Annotated in this window: 15 protein-coding genes; 8 read left to right on the plus strand and 7 right to left on the minus strand. The window is 57.4% G+C overall.

Annotated elements, in window-relative coordinates; all coding sequences use genetic code 11:
* Positions 1–95: 95 nt before the first annotated feature.
* Both FEZ62_RS12430 and FEZ62_RS12435 read right to left on the minus strand, forming a co-directional pair.
* Positions 96–497 carry a hypothetical protein gene (locus FEZ62_RS12430; protein ID WP_172927848.1) on the minus strand — a complete coding sequence of 134 codons (402 nt, stop codon included), beginning with the start codon at positions 495–497 and terminating at the stop codon, positions 96–98.
* 108 nt (positions 498–605) lie between these two features.
* Positions 606–1,349 carry a siderophore-interacting protein gene (locus FEZ62_RS12435; RefSeq protein ID WP_172927851.1) on the minus strand — a complete coding sequence of 248 codons (744 nt, stop codon included), beginning with the start codon at positions 1,347–1,349 and terminating at the stop codon, positions 606–608.
* A gap of 71 nt (positions 1,350–1,420) precedes the next feature.
* On the opposite strand from FEZ62_RS12435, the gene FEZ62_RS12440 reads away from it, so the two are divergent.
* Positions 1,421–1,861: a MarR family winged helix-turn-helix transcriptional regulator gene (locus FEZ62_RS12440; RefSeq protein WP_197737969.1), complete on the plus strand. Its 441-nt coding sequence runs from the start codon at positions 1,421–1,423 to the stop codon at positions 1,859–1,861.
* A gap of 62 nt (positions 1,862–1,923) precedes the next feature.
* Here the strand turns inward: FEZ62_RS12440 and FEZ62_RS12445 are convergent, their stop codons facing one another.
* From FEZ62_RS12445 to FEZ62_RS12455, 3 genes are all read right to left on the minus strand, one after another.
* The gene (locus FEZ62_RS12445; RefSeq protein ID WP_172927853.1) at positions 1,924–2,781 is read right to left on the minus strand and encodes an alpha/beta hydrolase; all 858 of its coding nucleotides are present in this window, start codon (positions 2,779–2,781) and stop codon (positions 1,924–1,926) included.
* 165 nt (positions 2,782–2,946) lie between these two features.
* Positions 2,947–3,495 carry an RNA 2',3'-cyclic phosphodiesterase gene (gene thpR, locus FEZ62_RS12450; RefSeq protein WP_090512754.1) on the minus strand — a complete coding sequence of 183 codons (549 nt, stop codon included), beginning with the start codon at positions 3,493–3,495 and terminating at the stop codon, positions 2,947–2,949.
* Between the two features lie 15 nt (positions 3,496–3,510).
* Entirely contained in the window at positions 3,511–4,068 is a 558-nt protein-coding gene (locus FEZ62_RS12455; RefSeq protein ID WP_172927855.1) for a cysteine hydrolase family protein, read from the minus strand.
* Positions 4,069–4,232: 164 nt separating this feature from the next.
* Here FEZ62_RS12455 and FEZ62_RS12460 point away from each other — a divergent pair, with 164 nt between their 5' ends.
* Both FEZ62_RS12460 and FEZ62_RS12465 read left to right on the plus strand, forming a co-directional pair.
* Positions 4,233–5,849 (plus strand): 5-guanidino-2-oxopentanoate decarboxylase, encoded by a 1,617-nt coding sequence (locus FEZ62_RS12460; protein WP_172927858.1) that lies wholly within the window; start codon positions 4,233–4,235, stop codon positions 5,847–5,849.
* A gap of 127 nt (positions 5,850–5,976) precedes the next feature.
* Positions 5,977–7,002, plus strand: coding sequence for a LacI family DNA-binding transcriptional regulator (locus tag FEZ62_RS12465; RefSeq protein ID WP_075723368.1), 1,026 nt, complete (start codon positions 5,977–5,979; stop codon positions 7,000–7,002).
* 78 nt (positions 7,003–7,080) lie between these two features.
* On the opposite strand, the gene FEZ62_RS12470 is transcribed toward FEZ62_RS12465, so the two are convergent.
* On the minus strand, positions 7,081–7,977 hold the full coding sequence (locus tag FEZ62_RS12470) for a LysR substrate-binding domain-containing protein (RefSeq protein WP_345940444.1): 897 nt from the start codon (positions 7,975–7,977) through the stop codon (positions 7,081–7,083).
* 176 nt (positions 7,978–8,153) lie between these two features.
* Here FEZ62_RS12470 and FEZ62_RS12475 point away from each other — a divergent pair, with 176 nt between their 5' ends.
* The 4 genes from FEZ62_RS12475 to FEZ62_RS12490 all read left to right on the plus strand — a co-directional run bounded on the left by FEZ62_RS12475 (position 8,154) and on the right by FEZ62_RS12490 (position 13,246).
* Entirely contained in the window at positions 8,154–8,894 is a 741-nt protein-coding gene (locus FEZ62_RS12475; protein WP_172927860.1) for a class II aldolase/adducin family protein, read from the plus strand.
* A 130-nt stretch (positions 8,895–9,024) separates the two neighbouring features.
* A complete protein-coding gene (locus FEZ62_RS12480; protein WP_172927862.1) occupies positions 9,025–10,362 on the plus strand; it encodes a YjiH family protein in 1,338 nt (445 codons plus the stop codon).
* Between the two features lie 128 nt (positions 10,363–10,490).
* On the plus strand, positions 10,491–12,227 hold the full coding sequence (locus tag FEZ62_RS12485) for an amidohydrolase (RefSeq protein ID WP_172927869.1): 1,737 nt from the start codon (positions 10,491–10,493) through the stop codon (positions 12,225–12,227).
* 50 nt (positions 12,228–12,277) lie between these two features.
* Positions 12,278–13,246, plus strand: coding sequence for a GTP-binding protein (locus tag FEZ62_RS12490; RefSeq protein ID WP_172927871.1), 969 nt, complete (start codon positions 12,278–12,280; stop codon positions 13,244–13,246).
* Positions 13,247–13,290: 44 nt separating this feature from the next.
* Here the strand turns inward: FEZ62_RS12490 and FEZ62_RS12495 are convergent, their stop codons facing one another.
* Complete coding sequence (locus FEZ62_RS12495) at positions 13,291–14,619, minus strand: MFS transporter (RefSeq protein ID WP_069900965.1); 1,329 nt, start codon at positions 14,617–14,619, stop codon at positions 13,291–13,293.
* A gap of 282 nt (positions 14,620–14,901) precedes the next feature.
* On the opposite strand from FEZ62_RS12495, the gene ampC reads away from it, so the two are divergent.
* Complete coding sequence (gene ampC / locus FEZ62_RS12500; protein WP_172927873.1) at positions 14,902–16,062, plus strand: class C beta-lactamase; 1,161 nt, start codon at positions 14,902–14,904, stop codon at positions 16,060–16,062.
* The last annotated feature ends 72 nt before the right edge of the window (positions 16,063–16,134 follow it).

Below are 16,134 nucleotides of genomic sequence, written 5' to 3' on the forward strand. Positions count from 1 at the left end.
GTTGTCGCACCCCGGCTGTGTTTGGCGCGCAATCAAGCGGCACATGACTGTCACTGGTGGTTATAGAAGATGCAGTTTCAGGTGGGCGCCCTGCGCTACGCGTCACGCAGCAAGTCGTGGGAATCCAGCAAGCGGTAGGCAATTTCCGGGCGCTGTTCCAGTGCGCGGCGAATAGCGGCGGGGATGGCCTGGCGGGTTTTACGGCACAGGCCGATTTGCTCGGCGATGTCGATGACGATACCGCGCATGCTGCGCACCTCGTTAAAACCCGGCGCGATGGACACCCGGATGCCAAGTTGCTGGTACATGCGTCGTTGCATGTGTTCCAGGTCTTCCAGGCTACTGACTGACTCGAGTCGTTCAAGCAGGCGTTTCTCTTCGCTGCGGGTGAGCAGCAATATCCGTGTATCGCCGCCCGGGATTTCCACAAGCTGCTCGCGCTCGCAATTGCAAGCGCCGGGCGGGCAGGGTTGGCGGGTGGTGTTGGACGAATTCATGGCTTGATCATAGCGGTTTGTCAGGCCGTTTTAGAAGTCATCAAGCTACAGGTGCTTGCCGAGTGTTACGGGTTGCGTGGCTGACAGGTAATCAGCCACGTTCAGGATTTACTCGGGTTGGCTGAGCTCTTCATGGAAGTCGCTCGCCCCGTGACGCCAGTAAGCGGCCACGCGCATGGCTTGCTTGGAGTGACCTTTGTCGTCGGCCAGAATCTTGCGCACCTTGGCCATGCTCGAGGCTTCACCCGCGCCCCAGGCGAAACCATCGCCTTCGGGTAATTGCAAAGCGACCACCGCATCGATCAGCTCATCGGCGTTTTGCACCCACTGCACCTGCACATTGGCCTGTGCGGCAAATTTGCGTTGATCCGCTGCATCGGCAACCTGGGCGATAACGATGGCGTGGCTGTTTGCCGGCAGCTCTTCGAGGCGACGGCTGACGGCAGGTAGGCCGGTTTCATCGCTGATGAACAAATGCCAGGCGTAATCCATCGGCACAATCATCGAGCCGCGCGGGCCACCGATAATGGCGTTTTCGCCGACTTTGGCATTGCGCGCCCACTCCGACACCTGGCCATCGCCATGCAGGGCAAATTCGACGGTGAGTTCATTGGATACGGGGTCGAAGTGGCGCGGTGTATAGTCGCGGCGCACGGTTTCGCCATCGGCGTCGGCGAACATGAATTTGATGTGATCATCAAAGCCCAGCGAGGTGAAATCCTGCAGAGCCTCGCCGGCAAATGTCAGGCTGACAAAGCCTGAACCAATCGGATTGATACGCGTGACCTGGACATCGCGACGGCGTAATTCGTGACGTACGCGTTGCACGCGGCGCTCTTGGGTAGTTGCCATGGTTGTACCTCGGTGGGTTAAGTTGATAATATCAACAATCATAATTTCACATGGTTGATAAAGTCAACAGTATGAGCAGCGATATTGCCAATCAGGTTTTTGAGTCCATCCACTCGCTGATGCATTTGTATCGGGCGCAGCAATACCGCTCCTTGCGCGACGGGCCCTTTGAGCTGACGCACATGGAGTTCAAGGTGTTGGCTTTCTTTGCCCGTCATCCGGGCTCGACCCAGAGTGATCTGGTGGCCCACAGCGGGCGCGATAAAGCCCAGCTGGCGCGGCTGATGCAGGGCTTGAAGAGCAAGGGCTTTGTGCAGGGCTGCGCTGATCAGACCGACCGACGCAGTATTCGCATGGAGTTGACCGCGACCGGCCATGAGGTGTTCAACACCGTCGAGGAGCAAGGTCGCCACGTGTCGAACAGCGCGGTCAAAGGTCTGACCGACGCCGAGTGCCAGCAACTTAATGAATTGCTGGCGCGGGTGCGGGCCAATATCGAAAACGCCAACTGAGTTCGCGGGCGCTGCGCGGGAACCACGCATCGACCGCGCCGCCCGTTGCCAGCATGGGCGGGTTATTTGGCTTTGAGAAACTCCAGCACCGAGTCCGCAATGATTTGCGGTTGCTCCGCTATCAGCGCATGCCCGGCGTTATTGACCCGCTGCAGGGTTATCCGGTCGCCGAACTCTTGCTTGAGCAGTTCACCGTTTTCCGGCGTGGCGATCTTGTCCTGCTCGCCCTGAATCACCAGAACCTTGGCTTTGCCTGCGCCCCACCAGTCCTCTATAGGCTGCGCCTTGGCGGCAGTGATTTGCATTTTGGCGACTTTGGCGTGCCAGCCATCGCGCCAGACCTCGGGGTCATTGCCGGGTGCAAAGAAGGCGTAATTAACTGCGTCCATGTGTTGCTCGGGTGACAACTTGAGGTTGAAAGACGCCATCAGCGCGGCTTCAGCACCTGGCTGCATTGGCGCTTTGCCGCCGGCTGCGAGCATGACCACTCGTTTGATCTTCTCTGGATGGCGGGTTGCCAGCAAACTGCTGACACGCTGGCCGAACGCGTGGCCAATCACGATCAGCTCCTTGGCATCGGCAGGCACGGTGGCCAGTGCATCACCCGCCAGATCATCCAGCGTCAACGCTTGCATGGGGCCGGAACTGCCACCAATACCGCGTGGCTCCGGGCGGATAGTGCTGTAGCCGGCATCAACCAGCACCTGGGCCAGGTGATCATAATCACTGGCCGGACGGCCTAGCGATGCAATCATCAACACCGGCGGGCCCGCACCATCGACCTTGTACTCGATGGTGGCCTCGCCGTGTTTGACCGTTTGGCTGGCAGCCACTGCACTGGCAGCCACTGCGCTCGTAGCGCTAACAACATAGCTGGCGGCCAGCAGCGCCAGACTGATAAGTGATTTACAACTGCGCATGGGGAGTTTCCCTGAATGCTTGTTCGGGTGATTCGGCCACGTGGGTGGCCAAGAGAGCTTGCGCGTGGGCAATCAGGCAGGATTATCGAGTTAAGACAGCACTGCAAACCGGCGACCTTCACCGGTTGAGCAACACCCTAACAGGCTTGTTCATCGACTGCCGTGCTAAACCCCGTCGAGTGGCCAGCGGGCGATTTCACGGTAGCGGCCTTGATGGGATTCAAACAACGCAAAGTAATCACATTTTAACCAAAATTCAGGTTCGCTTGGAGATTCGGGAAGCGTTGAGTTAAAACGCCGCGACAGGGTGACATGCGGGCGAAACTCCTTGGCTTCGGCACCGAGCCCGAGCGGCAGGAGTGCTTGTTGCAAGGCGTAGGCTAATTGGCCGAGGGCTTTCGGCGGCTGGCTTGGCGTAAGCATTAACAGGGCGTTGCGCTGCCAGACCTCAAAGCGGTCGAGCGTGATGCGCAGCGGCGCTTGCGGACGACGCACGGTTGCTGCCGCCTGACAAACCTGTTCAATCTGGTCGAGTTCGACCGCGCCCAGAAACAATAAGGTCAGGTGGAAGTTCTCACTGGGCACCGGGCTGCCATTGCGCAGCCCCAACTCGCGTCGCCATTGGGCGATGGCCTTGCGTTGCGGTTGGGCGCAGGGCAGGGCGAAGAACAGGCGTTTTTGCGGCAGTTGAGGCTCGGGTGTAGATGGGCTCATGCGCGGGGCGTCCTCTCAGTTAGCAGGGCAAGTAGCAGGATCAAGTTGTAATTGGGCGGCGGTGATGCCAATCGCGCGCTTACCGAAACTTGAAATATTGGTCAGCGTGGCGTTGTGGTGAGCGATTATCTGCGCGGCGCTTAATACACCGTTATCGACTGTCGAGTGGGCATCGGTGATGAGCACTACATCGTAGCCGAGGGCCAGAGCGCGGCGGGTTGTGGTGTCGACACAAAAGTCGCTTTGCAATCCGCAAATCACCAGGCGATCGATGCCATGTGCGTCGAGCAGTGCGCTCAGTTCGGTGTTGAGAAACGAGTCCGGTGTGGTTTTGCGCACGCGAAAATCATTCGGGCCAGTTGCAAGTGTCGCCGCCAGTTGCCAGCCAGCACTACCAAATTGCAGCAAGCCACTGGGCTCCTCATGTTGGATGAAAACAACCGGCTGATTGGCGGCGTGCATCTGTGCGCTGATCTGGTTGATTGCCGCGATCACACGGTCAGCCTCAAAGGCTGCATATTCCCCCGTGCACAGTGCCTGTTGCACATCGATGATCAGTAACGCGGTGCCCATGGCGTCTCTCCATTAATGCCAGAGTGCGAGGTTATCAGGCTTGGGTCTGAGCTGGCAGAGGCGTTTTGTCGGTGATTTGGACAAATCTGATACGGCCTATGTTAGCGATAACATTTCGATGTTAGAGTACTGCCATCGCTTAATTATGTGCCTGGAGTGCTGTCATGCTGACGTGTGGAGAGTTGTTGGTCGAGATGTTGGAAGGTTTCGGTGTGGACACCGTGTTCGGGATTCCCGGCGTACATACCGTGGAGCTTTATCGCGGCTTGCCGGCCACCCAAATCACGCACATCACACCACGTCATGAGCAGGGCGCAGGCTTTATGGCCGATGGTTATGCGCGCGTCAGCGGTAAACCGGGCGTGTGCTTCATTATTACCGGGCCGGGCATGACCAACATCACCACCGCAATGGGCCAGGCGTATGCCGACTCGATTCCAATGCTGGTGATCTCCAGCGTCAACAACACCGAGCAATTGGCGATGGGCGGCGGGCGTCTGCATGAGTTGCCTTCGCAGAGTAATCTGGTGGCGGGAGTTGCAGCGTTCAGCCATACGCTGATGCGCGCAGATGAATTACCTGCGGTGCTGTCACGCGCCTTTGCGGTGTTCAACAGCGCCCGTCCGCGACCGGTGCATATCGAAATTCCGATCAATGTGATCACCGCGCCTGCCGATCACGTCAAGCGCAAGCTGGGCGCTGTGCCGAGCCGTCCGGCGCCATGCCCGGATGCAATCTTGCGCGCGGTAGACATGCTCAAGTCGGCCAAGCGCCCGCTGGTTCTGCTCGGCGGCGGCACAACCCATGCGTGCGCTGAGGCAGTGCGTCTGGTCGAGGCGCTGGATGCGCCCACCGCTTATACGATTAATGCCAAGGGCGTTTTGCCCAAGGGCCATCCGCTGGCGCTGGGCTCCAATCAGTCGCTGGTGCCGGTGCGCGAGCTGGTGCTGCAAGCCGATGTGGTGTTGGCGATTGGTACTGAACTGGGCGAGACTGACTACGACGCCGTGTTCGACGGTAACTTCCAGATTGAAAGCCAGTTGATCCGGGTTGATATCGACGCTGAACAGCTCAATCGCAATTACCCGGCCGACATCGCCATTCTCAGTGACTCGCGCCTGGCAATTAAGGCGCTGTTGGCAGGCTTGGGTGAAGTGCCGGCATTCAATCCGCAAGGCCCTGGCAGCAAACTTGCGGCGCAGGTGCGTGAGCAATTGGATACGCAAGTTCCTGAAACTTGGCGTGCGCAAAAGCGCGTGTTGGATGTGCTGCAGGAAACCTTGCCTGAGACGATTTTTGCGGGTGATTCAACGCAGATTGTCTACTCCGGCAATCACTTGTTTGAAGCCAATCAGCCGCGCACCTGGTTCAATTCATCCACCGGTTACGGCACCTTGGGTTACGGTTTGCCAGCAGCCATTGGCGCCAAATTGGCCGCTCCCGAGCGTCCGGTGGTGGCGCTGATCGGCGATGGCGGTATCCAGTTCACGTTGCCGGAACTGGCTTCGGCGGTGGAAGCCAATGCACCGGTGATCGTCTTGCTGTGGAACAACAGCGGTTACGGCGAAATCAAACGCTACATGCAAAACCGCGACATCCCGACCATTGGTGTCGATATCTATACCCCGGACTTCCTCACGCTGGCCAAGGGTTTCGGCTGCAATGCCGAGCGCGCTGAAAGTTTCGAGCAGTTGCGTGAGTTGTTGTTGAGCGCGGCTAAGGCTGACCGGCCAACGATTATCGAGATTCAGGAGCACGCCGAGTTCCTGTCCGCCGTGTAAGCAACTGCGCCGCAGTCACCGGTTGGCTGCGGCTTTTTGCCGTCAGCCACATGCAATTCACAGCCCTTATTGGCCTGCGCTCTGTTGATAGGGATAATCGTTGAGTGACCAATAGGGGACTGTTTGCGTGATCAAAAATAAACCCACCGTGCAGGATGTGGCGCGCTTGGCGGGCGTGTCCGGTATGACTGTGTCGCGCGCGCTGAGCAAGCCTGAGCTGGTTTCGGAAGAGACCCGCAACCGGATTGAACAGGCCGTGCGCGAGTTGGGGTACGTGCCCAATCTGGCTGCCAGTGCCTTGGTTACCCGGCGCAGCGGAGTCGTGGGCGCATTGATCACCACGATCACCAACCCGATTCTGGCGACCACCATCGAAATTCTTCAACAAGGCCTGAGCAAGGCGGGTTTGCACATGCTGATCGGCGAGACGCGTTTCTCGCCCGAAGAAGAAACCAAGATGCTCCGTGCGTTTCTCGGACGTCAGCTCGACGGGCTGATCCTCGCCTATGGCTATCACACCCCCGAAACCCTCGCGTTATTACAGGCGGCGCGCATTCCGGTGGTCGAGTTATGGGACTTACCAGAGGGCGATGAGCCGCGTACGCCGGTGGGGCAGGTGGTCGGCTTTTCGAACTGGGCGGCAGGCGCAGCAGCGGGTCAGCATCTGGTCGACTGTGGCTATCAGCGGCCGGCATTCTTCGGCTACGAAGATGCGCGTGAAAATCTGCGCTGGCAGGGGTTTCGCCAGGCTGTAGTTGAAGGGCTTGGCATCGAACCGCTGCGCTACAACACTTCGGCGATTCCGCATATTGATGACGGAGTTGCGGTGATTGAACGCTACGTGCGCGGCGAACTTGAGTTCGACGGCGCCTTCTTCACCAACGATATGCCGGCCATCGGCGCGTTGTTTACCTGTCAGCGTAATGGCATTGATGTGCCAGGCGAGTTGGGCATCTGTGGCTTCGGGGACTTGCCAATCGCCCGCGTGGCTTCACCGGCGTTAACCAGCGTGCGGGTGCCCGCAGAATTGGTTGCCAACACCACCGTGGAATTACTCACCCAGCAAATCAAGGGTGAAGGCGTTGGCGCGATGCTCAATGATGTCGGCTCTGAGTTGATTGCCCGCGAGTCTACCGCGCGGCGCAGCAGCTAGTTTTTGTCCGCAGGTGTATTAATGCGGCGATAGTAGGCTCAGGTTGCATTGGCGCAGCCTGTTTAGCCGCTGGGTTGGTTACGCTTCACGCCATTGCAGCAGCCATTGGGCGAAGTGATCGACCTTGGGCTCGCGGTTGTGTTTGGGGACTACGACGTAGTACTGGCCGCAGTTCAAAGGCTGCTCGCAGGCGATAACCAGCCGGCCAGCGTCTACCTCTTCGGTGATAAAAAAGCGCGGCAGCACGGTGGCGCCCAAACCATGTAGCGCGGCATCGCGGACAAACTGGAAGTGTTCCAGGCGTTGGCCCGGCAGCATTTCGATTTCCTTTTGCGAAAGCCCTGCTGCATCCAGCCATAGCTGGGTCGACGAGCGAAATTGCGCCGAGTGCGCAGCATGGTGCAAGAGCGGGTAGCGCAAGATGTCCCGGCGTTGGTGGATTTCTCCATAGCGCTCAAGCAGCTCCGGCGTGCACACCGCGAGCATGTCGGCATTCATCAAATGATATGCATCGAAACCGGGCCAGTTGCCGTCGCCGTAGAGAATACCGACGTCGTATCCCTCGTGGCCGTCATACAGACGACGCAGGTCATTCATGATTTCCAGGTCTATTTCGGGGTGCTGGCGAGCGTAATCACGAAGCTTGGGCAGCAGCCAGCGCGTGGTGAAAGAAGGCTCGGCGCCCACGCGCAAGTGCCCGGTATGGCTGCTGCGAACCTGATGGGTAGCCGCTTCGATCTGATCCAGCAGCAGGCTGATCTCTTGCGCGTACTGGCGACCCGTATCAGTCAGCAACAGGCGTTGCTTGACGCGTTCGACCAGCGAGCAGCCGAGCATGTCTTCAAGGTTCTTGATTTGCCGGCTCACGGCACTTTGCGTCAGGTTCAGTTCCGCCGCCGCCTTGGTCACGCTCATGTGGCGCGCGAAAGCGGTGAAGCAGCTGAGCGAGATCATGCTGGGAAGTTGTCGGCGCACAATAGTTCATGACGTTTTGGAATGAGTGTATCAAGGATAAATCGATATTTCTGACACAACAAGCGCCTTAACCTGACGCCCAGGGATGGCAGCTATGCGGCTGCACTGACTGAGCCTGCGTGCGGCATTGCATCAGTCAGTTTTCAGAGTGACATAACAAAAGGCGCAAATACCCGATGAGTGATTCAGTACACGAGCAATCGTTACGCACCGATCTGGCAGCAGCTTATCGCCTGCTCGACCTTAATGGCTGGAGCGATCAGGTGTTTACCCATATTTCAGCTCGCCTGCCGAGCGTCGAGCCGTCATTTCTGATCAATCAGTACGGTCTTGCACCTGACGAAGTCTGCGCATCGAATCTACTCGCTATCGACGTTAACGGCAAAAAGCTTGATCCGAGCCTGAGTGATGTCAATCCCGCCGGCTTCACCATTCACAGCGCCATTCATATGAACCGCCACGATGCGGTGTGTGTCATGCACACGCACACGTTGGCGGGTATGGCTGTGGCCGCGATGGAGGAGGGTCTGTTGCCGCTGAATCAGACCAATATGGCCTTCTACAACCGCGTGGCTTACTACGACTACGAAGGCATTCCGCTAGACCTCGAAGTGCGCGAGCGGATTGTTGCGGCGCTGGGTAACCGCAACTGCGCGATCTTGCGTAATCACGGTTTGTTGACCGTTGGGCGCAGCGTGGCTGAGGCCTACTTCTTCATGTTCTATCTCAACAAGGCGTGTGAGATTCAGCTGGAGGCCCTGAAAACCGGGCGACCTTTGATTCTGCCGTCCAGTGAAGATTGTGAAATGACAGCTCAGCAGTTCGAACACCCGGCTTATCACCAGGAGAGTGTTGAACTGGTTTGGCAGGCCGAATTACGCAAACTGGACCGTTTGGACCCGACGTTTCGCGACTGAATACACGCAACCGCGTGACTTTGAATGACTAGAACTGCGTGCAAACCAGGCAGCACCACAACTATAAAAAGGTGAAAACATGCTGGAATCAAGCGAGACACAAACCACGTCAAGTCAACATGGAGCGCCATTGGGACCCTACACCACCAAGCAATTACTGCGTTTCATCATTCCAACTTTGTTTGGTATTTTGTTGTTTCTGACGCCATTGAGCGTGGATGGCCGCATTACGGTGATGATTGCGTTCATCATCGACTATGTAAACGATGTGCTCAAACCGATGATGGTGCCGGCCACCGTTGCTGTGGCGACGATTCCCAGTTTGATTACCTTGCTGGTGCGATTCAGCCCGCTGAAAAACAACCCCAATCGTTTTATCCAACTGTTCAATCCGAGCCTGGCTTGGACTGCCGTCAGGGTGATTGGTGCGGTGCTGATGTTGATGGTGTTTTTCGAGGTCGGCCCTGAGTGGATCTGGAGCCGCGACACTGGCGGGGTGATGTTGTACGACGTTGGCCCGGTGGTGTTGGCGATTTACTTGCTGTCCGCCATTTTGTTGCCGCTGCTGACCGACTTTGGCTTGATGGAGTTCATCGGCACCTTGGTCAGCCGTGTGTTCGAGAAGCTGTTCGGCCTGCCGGGTCGCGCGGCGGTTGACTGCGCGGCGTCGTGGTTGTCGGCGTCCAGCGTGGGCATCATGCTCACCACCCAGCAATACCGAAACGGCTTCTACTCCAGTCGTGAAGCCTGCGTGATCTCGACCAATTTCTCGATCGTATCCATTGCCTATTCCTACCTGCTACTCAAGCTGATTGGCATGGAACATGTGTTTATTCAGTGGTATCTCTCGGTAGCGATTACCGGAATTATCTGCGCCCTGATCGTGCCAAAACTGCCGCCACTGCGTGGCAAGCTCGACACCTACGCCCCAGGTGTTGGCAAGCAACTGGTGACCGATGACGACCATGGGCAGGGTTTGTTTGCCCTTGGCCTTAGCCGCGCAATCCAGCGCGCTGAAAAAGCCAGCAGTCCGCTGGAGTTGATCAAGCAAGGCGTGCACATCAGTGCCGACATCGCGATTTCGGTGTACCCGGCAATGATGTTGATCGGCTGCGTCGGCCTGTCGCTGATCAAATACACCACGGTGTTTCATGTGTTGTCGATGCCGCTGGTGCCCTATCTGGAACTGCTGCAGATTCCGCAGGCCGCTGAGGCAGCTCCGGCGCTTCTGGCGGGTGTTGTCGACAGCATCATGCCGTCGATTCTGGCGTCTGGGATTGAGAGCGAAATCACCCGCTTTGTGCTGGTAGGCGTTGCGGTTACCCAGATCATCTTCTTCACCGAGGCGGCCATCATTCTGGTCCGGGCCAACTTCGGTCTGCGCTTGCGTGACCTGTTGGCGATCTATCTGCTGCGCGTGCTGATCTCCTTGCCCGTGCTGTCGCTGATGGCGCACCTGGTGCTGTAGTCCGGCAATTTTCCCACCTTCACCCAGACACCCGAGTGGCGTCTGAGTGAAGGTTTTTTTATTCGCTATTTACTGCGCAGAGGGTTTTTCGTAGCACCCGCGCGCTTTGAACATGTGAGAACTATCCAATGGCCAAGTCTGATCAATATCTCTCCTCCAATATTGTGGGCGCCATCGGCGCTGCCGAGTTGGTGCTTTTCAATGGCCGTATTTACACGGTCAATGAGCAGCAGCCTTGGGTTGAGGCCGTCGCTATTAAACATGGCCGGTTTGTCGCGGTGGGCAGCTACGCCGATGTGCAGCCATTGATTGGCGAGCGAACGCGAGTGTTGGACCTGAATGGCCGCTTTGCCATGCCGGGTCTGTACGACATGCACACCCATCCCGATCTTGCGCTGGCGCCCGGCTATTCCGGCGATTTGAACATCGGGCTGGATGACCCGACGCCTGAGCAGGTCAAACAGGCGGTGCTGGATTACGCGGCGGCCAACCCCGGTGATGGCTGGATCTACGGGCAGTATTTTGTCCGTTACACCTTCAAGCAAGCAGGCCTGGTGGCGGATCGCGAATGGCTGGACAGCTTTATGCCGGATCGTCCGGTAGCAATTCTCGACCGTTCATGGGGCTGCATGATGGTCAACTCCAAGGCATTGGAGCTGGCAGGCATTGATGCCGACACCATGGATCCGCGCCACGGTTATATCGAGCGCGACAGTGTGACCGGCGAGCCTAGCGGGATTTTGGTGGACGGTGCATACGCGTTGATCCACGCCGCCATGCCGCCAACCCCGCAGCATGCCTTGCAGCGTGCATACCGCGAGGGTGTGCAGTTTCAGAGTGGCCATGGCGTGGTGGGAACCAAGTATGTGCATGTTTGCGAGCACCGCCTGAATGCGCTGAAAGCTATTGATCAGGCCGGTGAGTTAACCGTTCGGGTCGAAGCCGCAATCAGTTGGCAGGACGATATTTTCCCGGTCAAGCGGCGTTGGGAGTTGCTCGCGGGAGAGCGGCATTTTTATCGCAGCGCCCGACTCAATGCCAACGCGGTGAAGTTCCATTTCGACGGCACTCATGAGTCGCGTTCCTCTTACCTGTCGAGCGCATGGCCGGGTGAAACCAGCTGGCGCGGGCATCTGAATCTGACGCCTGAGCATATCAGCGACATGGTCGTGGACATGGACCGAAAAGGCGTGCGGGTTATTGCCCATTGCACCGGCGATGGCGCGTCTGATTTGTTTCTCGATGCAGTGGCTGAAGCGCGTCGGCGTAATGGCGACAGCGGTGTTCGTCACCAATGTGCGCACAGCACGACTCTGCTCGATGCCAACCTGGAACGCTTCGCCCAGTTGCAGGTAACCGCTGAATTTTCCCCGGTGGGCTGGTTTCCGTCCTCCTTTGCCAACGCCCGTACGGTGTTCGGTGAGGAACGCATGCAACGCGCCTATAACTTCAAAGGCGTGCTCGATGCTGGCGGCGTAGCCGTGATGGGCACCGACTGGCCGGTATCCAGCATCAATCCATGGATCGGCTTCGAGGCGATGATCACCCGCGAAAATCCATTTGGCAGCGAAGAGGGCAGCTTTTACGGCAACCCGATTACGTTGGAGCAGGCCATCCGTGTAATGACCATCAATGGCGCCTGGTGCATGGGTATGGAAGATAAGGCCGGCTCCATTGAAGTCGGCAAGTCGGCGGACTTGATTGTGCTCGACCGCGATCTGTTCGCACGCTCGGCCAAGGGCAATATTCATGACACTCAAGTTCAACTGACCTTGCTTGAGGGCGAGGTGATGTGGGATCGACAGGGCGAGTTCAACAACACCGACCATGCCGCAGTCTGGCAGGGCGAGTTGCCAAACTTCTGATTGATCGGGTCAGGGCCTGGCCCTGACTGTAAGCCAAGAGGCGGAAATCTATGCACAGGCGAGAAAGTATTCCGGTCACCATCGTTTCCGGATTTCTGGGGGCAGGCAAGACCACCCTGTTGAATCGCATTCTTAACAGCGATCACGGGTTGCGTATGGCCGTCATGGTTAATGACTTTGGTGCCATCAATATCGACAGCCAACTGATCGTCAGCCAGACACAGACGACTGTCAGTCTGGCCAATGGCTGTATCTGTTGTACGGTCGAAAGCGACTTGATCGAGCAGATGGGGCGGCTGCTGGACAACCGCGAGAACCGGCCCGAGTACATCGTGATCGAGGCGAGTGGTGTGTCCAATCCGGTCAAGATTGCCAGCACTTTGCGTTATCCACAGTTTCGCAACGCTTTGCATATCGACAGTATTCTGACGGTGGTCGATGCCGCGCAATTCGAAACACTTGAGGGTGACATGGCGCAGTTGGCCATGGAGCAGTTGGATGCGGCAGACATTATTGTGTTGAACAAGATTGATCAGGTCAGTCCGCAGCAGGTGGACGCCCTGCGTTCGCGCTGGTTGTATCCCAATGTCCGGCTATTGCAAACCGTTGAGTGTGATGTGCCGCTGGAGTTAGTGCTTGGCGTTGAACGTTTCAAATCGGCGCAAACCTTCAGGCCACTTAAGGCCGCTGCACCCTCAGTTAAAACGCCGGGTGTGACGGATCATGCGGCGCTATTTGCGAGCTGGAGTTGGCGCAGCGACAAGCCATTGTCGCTCAAAGCCTTGCGCCAAACCCTGGCATCGCTGCCTGCCGACATCTACCGGGCCAAAGGTGTTTGTAATCTGGTTGAGGTGGCAGACAAGCGCTGTGTGCTGCATTTGGTTGGCAGCCGTAGTGAAATCAAGCCGCAAGACACGTGGCGTGGAACCAGCCCTTACAGTGAATTCATTGTGATCGGGGCCCACGGCGCAATTGATCCGGCCAATCTGCAAGCCGCCTTCGATCAGTGCGTCGCTTGAGTGGACGCTGCGCAAGATGGGCTTCATCTTGCGCAGCAGATTGTTCACGCCAGCGCCGCTTGCTCCATGCCGGTGCGCATGGTTTCTGCATCTTTTACAAAGCAGCGAGAGGCTTGCAGCAAGGCCAATGTGGTCAGCACAAACGCAACGGGAATCAGCAGCATTGCGTCGTGCAGGCCGATGGCCTTGAAGGTTTCGTTCATCTCGCTGGCGCCAGCTGCCAGCATGGCGGCGTGAGCGTAATGGTCCGACAACATTCCGACAACCACCGGGCCCATGCCACCGCCGAGCAAATACAAGCCTGCAAAAAACAGCGCGACCGCCGTGCCGCGCAGGCGTGGCTCGACCACGTCCTGAATTGCGGTGTACACGCAGGTGAAGTAGTTATACGAAAACAGCCAGCCCACGCTGAACACTGCGATGAATACGCCCACTTCAATTTGTCCGGCGAGCAATGCGTAACCGGTCGCCAGCGCCGAGATGAACATGCTGATGGCGGCAAACATCAGGCGGCCGGTGGCCCAGCGCTGATGAATTTTATCGGCAGCCCAGCCGCCAAGTGTCAGGCCGAACAGGCCGGTAATCCCGACAATCACGCCCGTGGCCACCGCCGCCTGCTGCAACGGCAGGTGAAAGTAGCGTTGCAGCATCGGCACCATAAAGGTGTTGCACGCATAGCTGGCGAAGTTGAATGCCAGTCCCGCCAACAGCAACCACCAGAAGGTGCGAATGGCCAGGACTTTGCGCAGCGGTTTTTCGACTGGCGTGGTGGCGGACTTGACCACCTCAGCCGCCCCGCGTGAAGGTTCTTTGATCAGGAAGATAAATACGGCCAACAACATGCCCGGCACTGCGGCGATGAAGAAGGGCGCGCGCCAGTTGCCGAATGCTTCGACCATTGCGCCTACAGTGAAGAACGCCAGGACCAAGCCGAGCGGTAAGCCGAGCATGAAAATGCCCATTGCGCGAGCACGGCGTTGGGTGGGGAACAAGTCACCGATCAGCGAGTTGGCTGCAGGCGCGTAACTGGCCTCGCCAAGGCCTACGCCCATGCGCACAAACAGGAAGGTTATGAAATTACCGGCCATTCCAGTCGCGCCGGTAAGACCGCTCCAGACGAGCAGGCCCCAGCCCATGATCTTGCGCCTTGAGCCCGTGTCGGCCATGCGGCCCAACGGGATTCCGGCAATCGCATAGACGATTGTGAATACGGTGCCGGCCAGGCCCACCTGTAAATCGCTGAGGCTCCACTCCATGCGCATCGGTTCAATGATGATGGCGGGGATAGTGCGGTCAAAAAAATTGAACAGGTTGGCAAGGAAAAGCAGAAATAATACGCGCCAGGCGTTCTTGGCTTGCTGGGACTCGTGCATGTAGCTGACCTCATTGTTGTTATTGGTGAGGTATTGCCAGGTTAAATATCGAGACACATGGCGGCTCGGTTTAGATAACGCATGTGCCGATCAAACGTTGCTTTGGCCTGAGCGTCAATCAAACAAAGCCATGGTTTGGAACGCTTATAAGGTGCGATTAGTCAGACGTATCAGCCCGCGACGGGATAGGCGAACACTGTCGTGGTCAATTCTGTGCAGCCGCTGTGAGGCTGCGGTCATAAAAGATCTGTTGCTAATGGCTATTCAGGAGAAGGGTTTTCTATGTACGGAAGACGCACGGCGGTAATCGGGTTGCCATTGCTGGCGCTGATGGCGGCTAATCCGCTGCAGGCAGCCAAGCTTAGTGAGACGTCAGTTAAGTCGGCAGTGGATCAGAGCGTATTGCCGCTGATGCAGGAGCAGGGCATTGAAGGTATGGCGGTCGGGGTGACCTTAGATGGCGAGCGCTATCTATATAGCTATGGCTTGGCCGCAGCCGAGGGGGCTGTTCCGGTAACCGCAGAAACCCTTTTCGAGATCGGCTCGCTAAGCAAAACCTTCACCGCAACGCTGGCCGCATATGCGCAAGAGAGCGGCCACTTGGCGTTGACTGACCGTGTGACGGAGCATTTGCCGGATTTACGCGGTAGCGCGTTCGATAACATCAGCTTGTTGCAACTCGGCACCTACAGTGCGGGCGGCTTGCCGTTGCAGTTTCCTGATGGCGTTAATAATGAGCCTGAGATGTACCGCTTCTACCGTCAGTGGCAGCCGAGCTATGCAGCGGGCAGTCATCGGCAATACTCAAACCCGAGTATCGGGCTGCTCGGCTATATCGCTGCACGAAGCATGGGCAAACCATTCGATACGTTAATGCAGAAGCAGCTATTTCCGTCGCTGGGCCTTGCGCATAGTTATCTGCAAGTTCCAGCCGCTCGTATGCCTGATTATGCGCAAGGCTACATGGCCAATGGTCAGCCGGTACGCGTGAGTAAAGGAATGCTCGACGCGGAAGCGTACGGGGTTAAAACCACGGCATGCGATGTGCTGCACTTTATTCAGCTGAATATGTCAGGTGAAGCACTGAAGCAACCGTATCAACGGGCGATAGCGACGACGCAACGGCCTTATTACAAGGTTAAAGGCATGTACCAGGGATTGGGCTGGGAGCTTTACCGCTACCCGACAACGCAGGAGACGTTGCTGCAAGGCAACTCATCAAGCATGGCGCTGGAGCCACATCCGCTTAAGCCGGTAGCAGCGCGCGAGCAGGCTGGCTCCGAATGGCTGGTTAACAAAACCGGTTCAACCAATGGGTTCGGTGCATACGCCGTGTTCATCCCGTCCAAGCGAGTGGGGGTAGTGCTCTTAGCTAACAAGAACTACCCGAATGCACTGAGAGTAAAGGCGGCGCTGCAGATCATCGATACGTTAAAGCCATAAGGTTCTGCTCGATTCAGCCCAGGATGATGGCCATTTGGCGCTGATTGAAACAAATCCGCAATAAACCCTTGA

The organism is Pseudomonas sp. MS19, assembly GCF_013277615.1.
Classification (GTDB): domain Bacteria; phylum Pseudomonadota; class Gammaproteobacteria; order Pseudomonadales; family Pseudomonadaceae; genus Aquipseudomonas; species Aquipseudomonas marincola.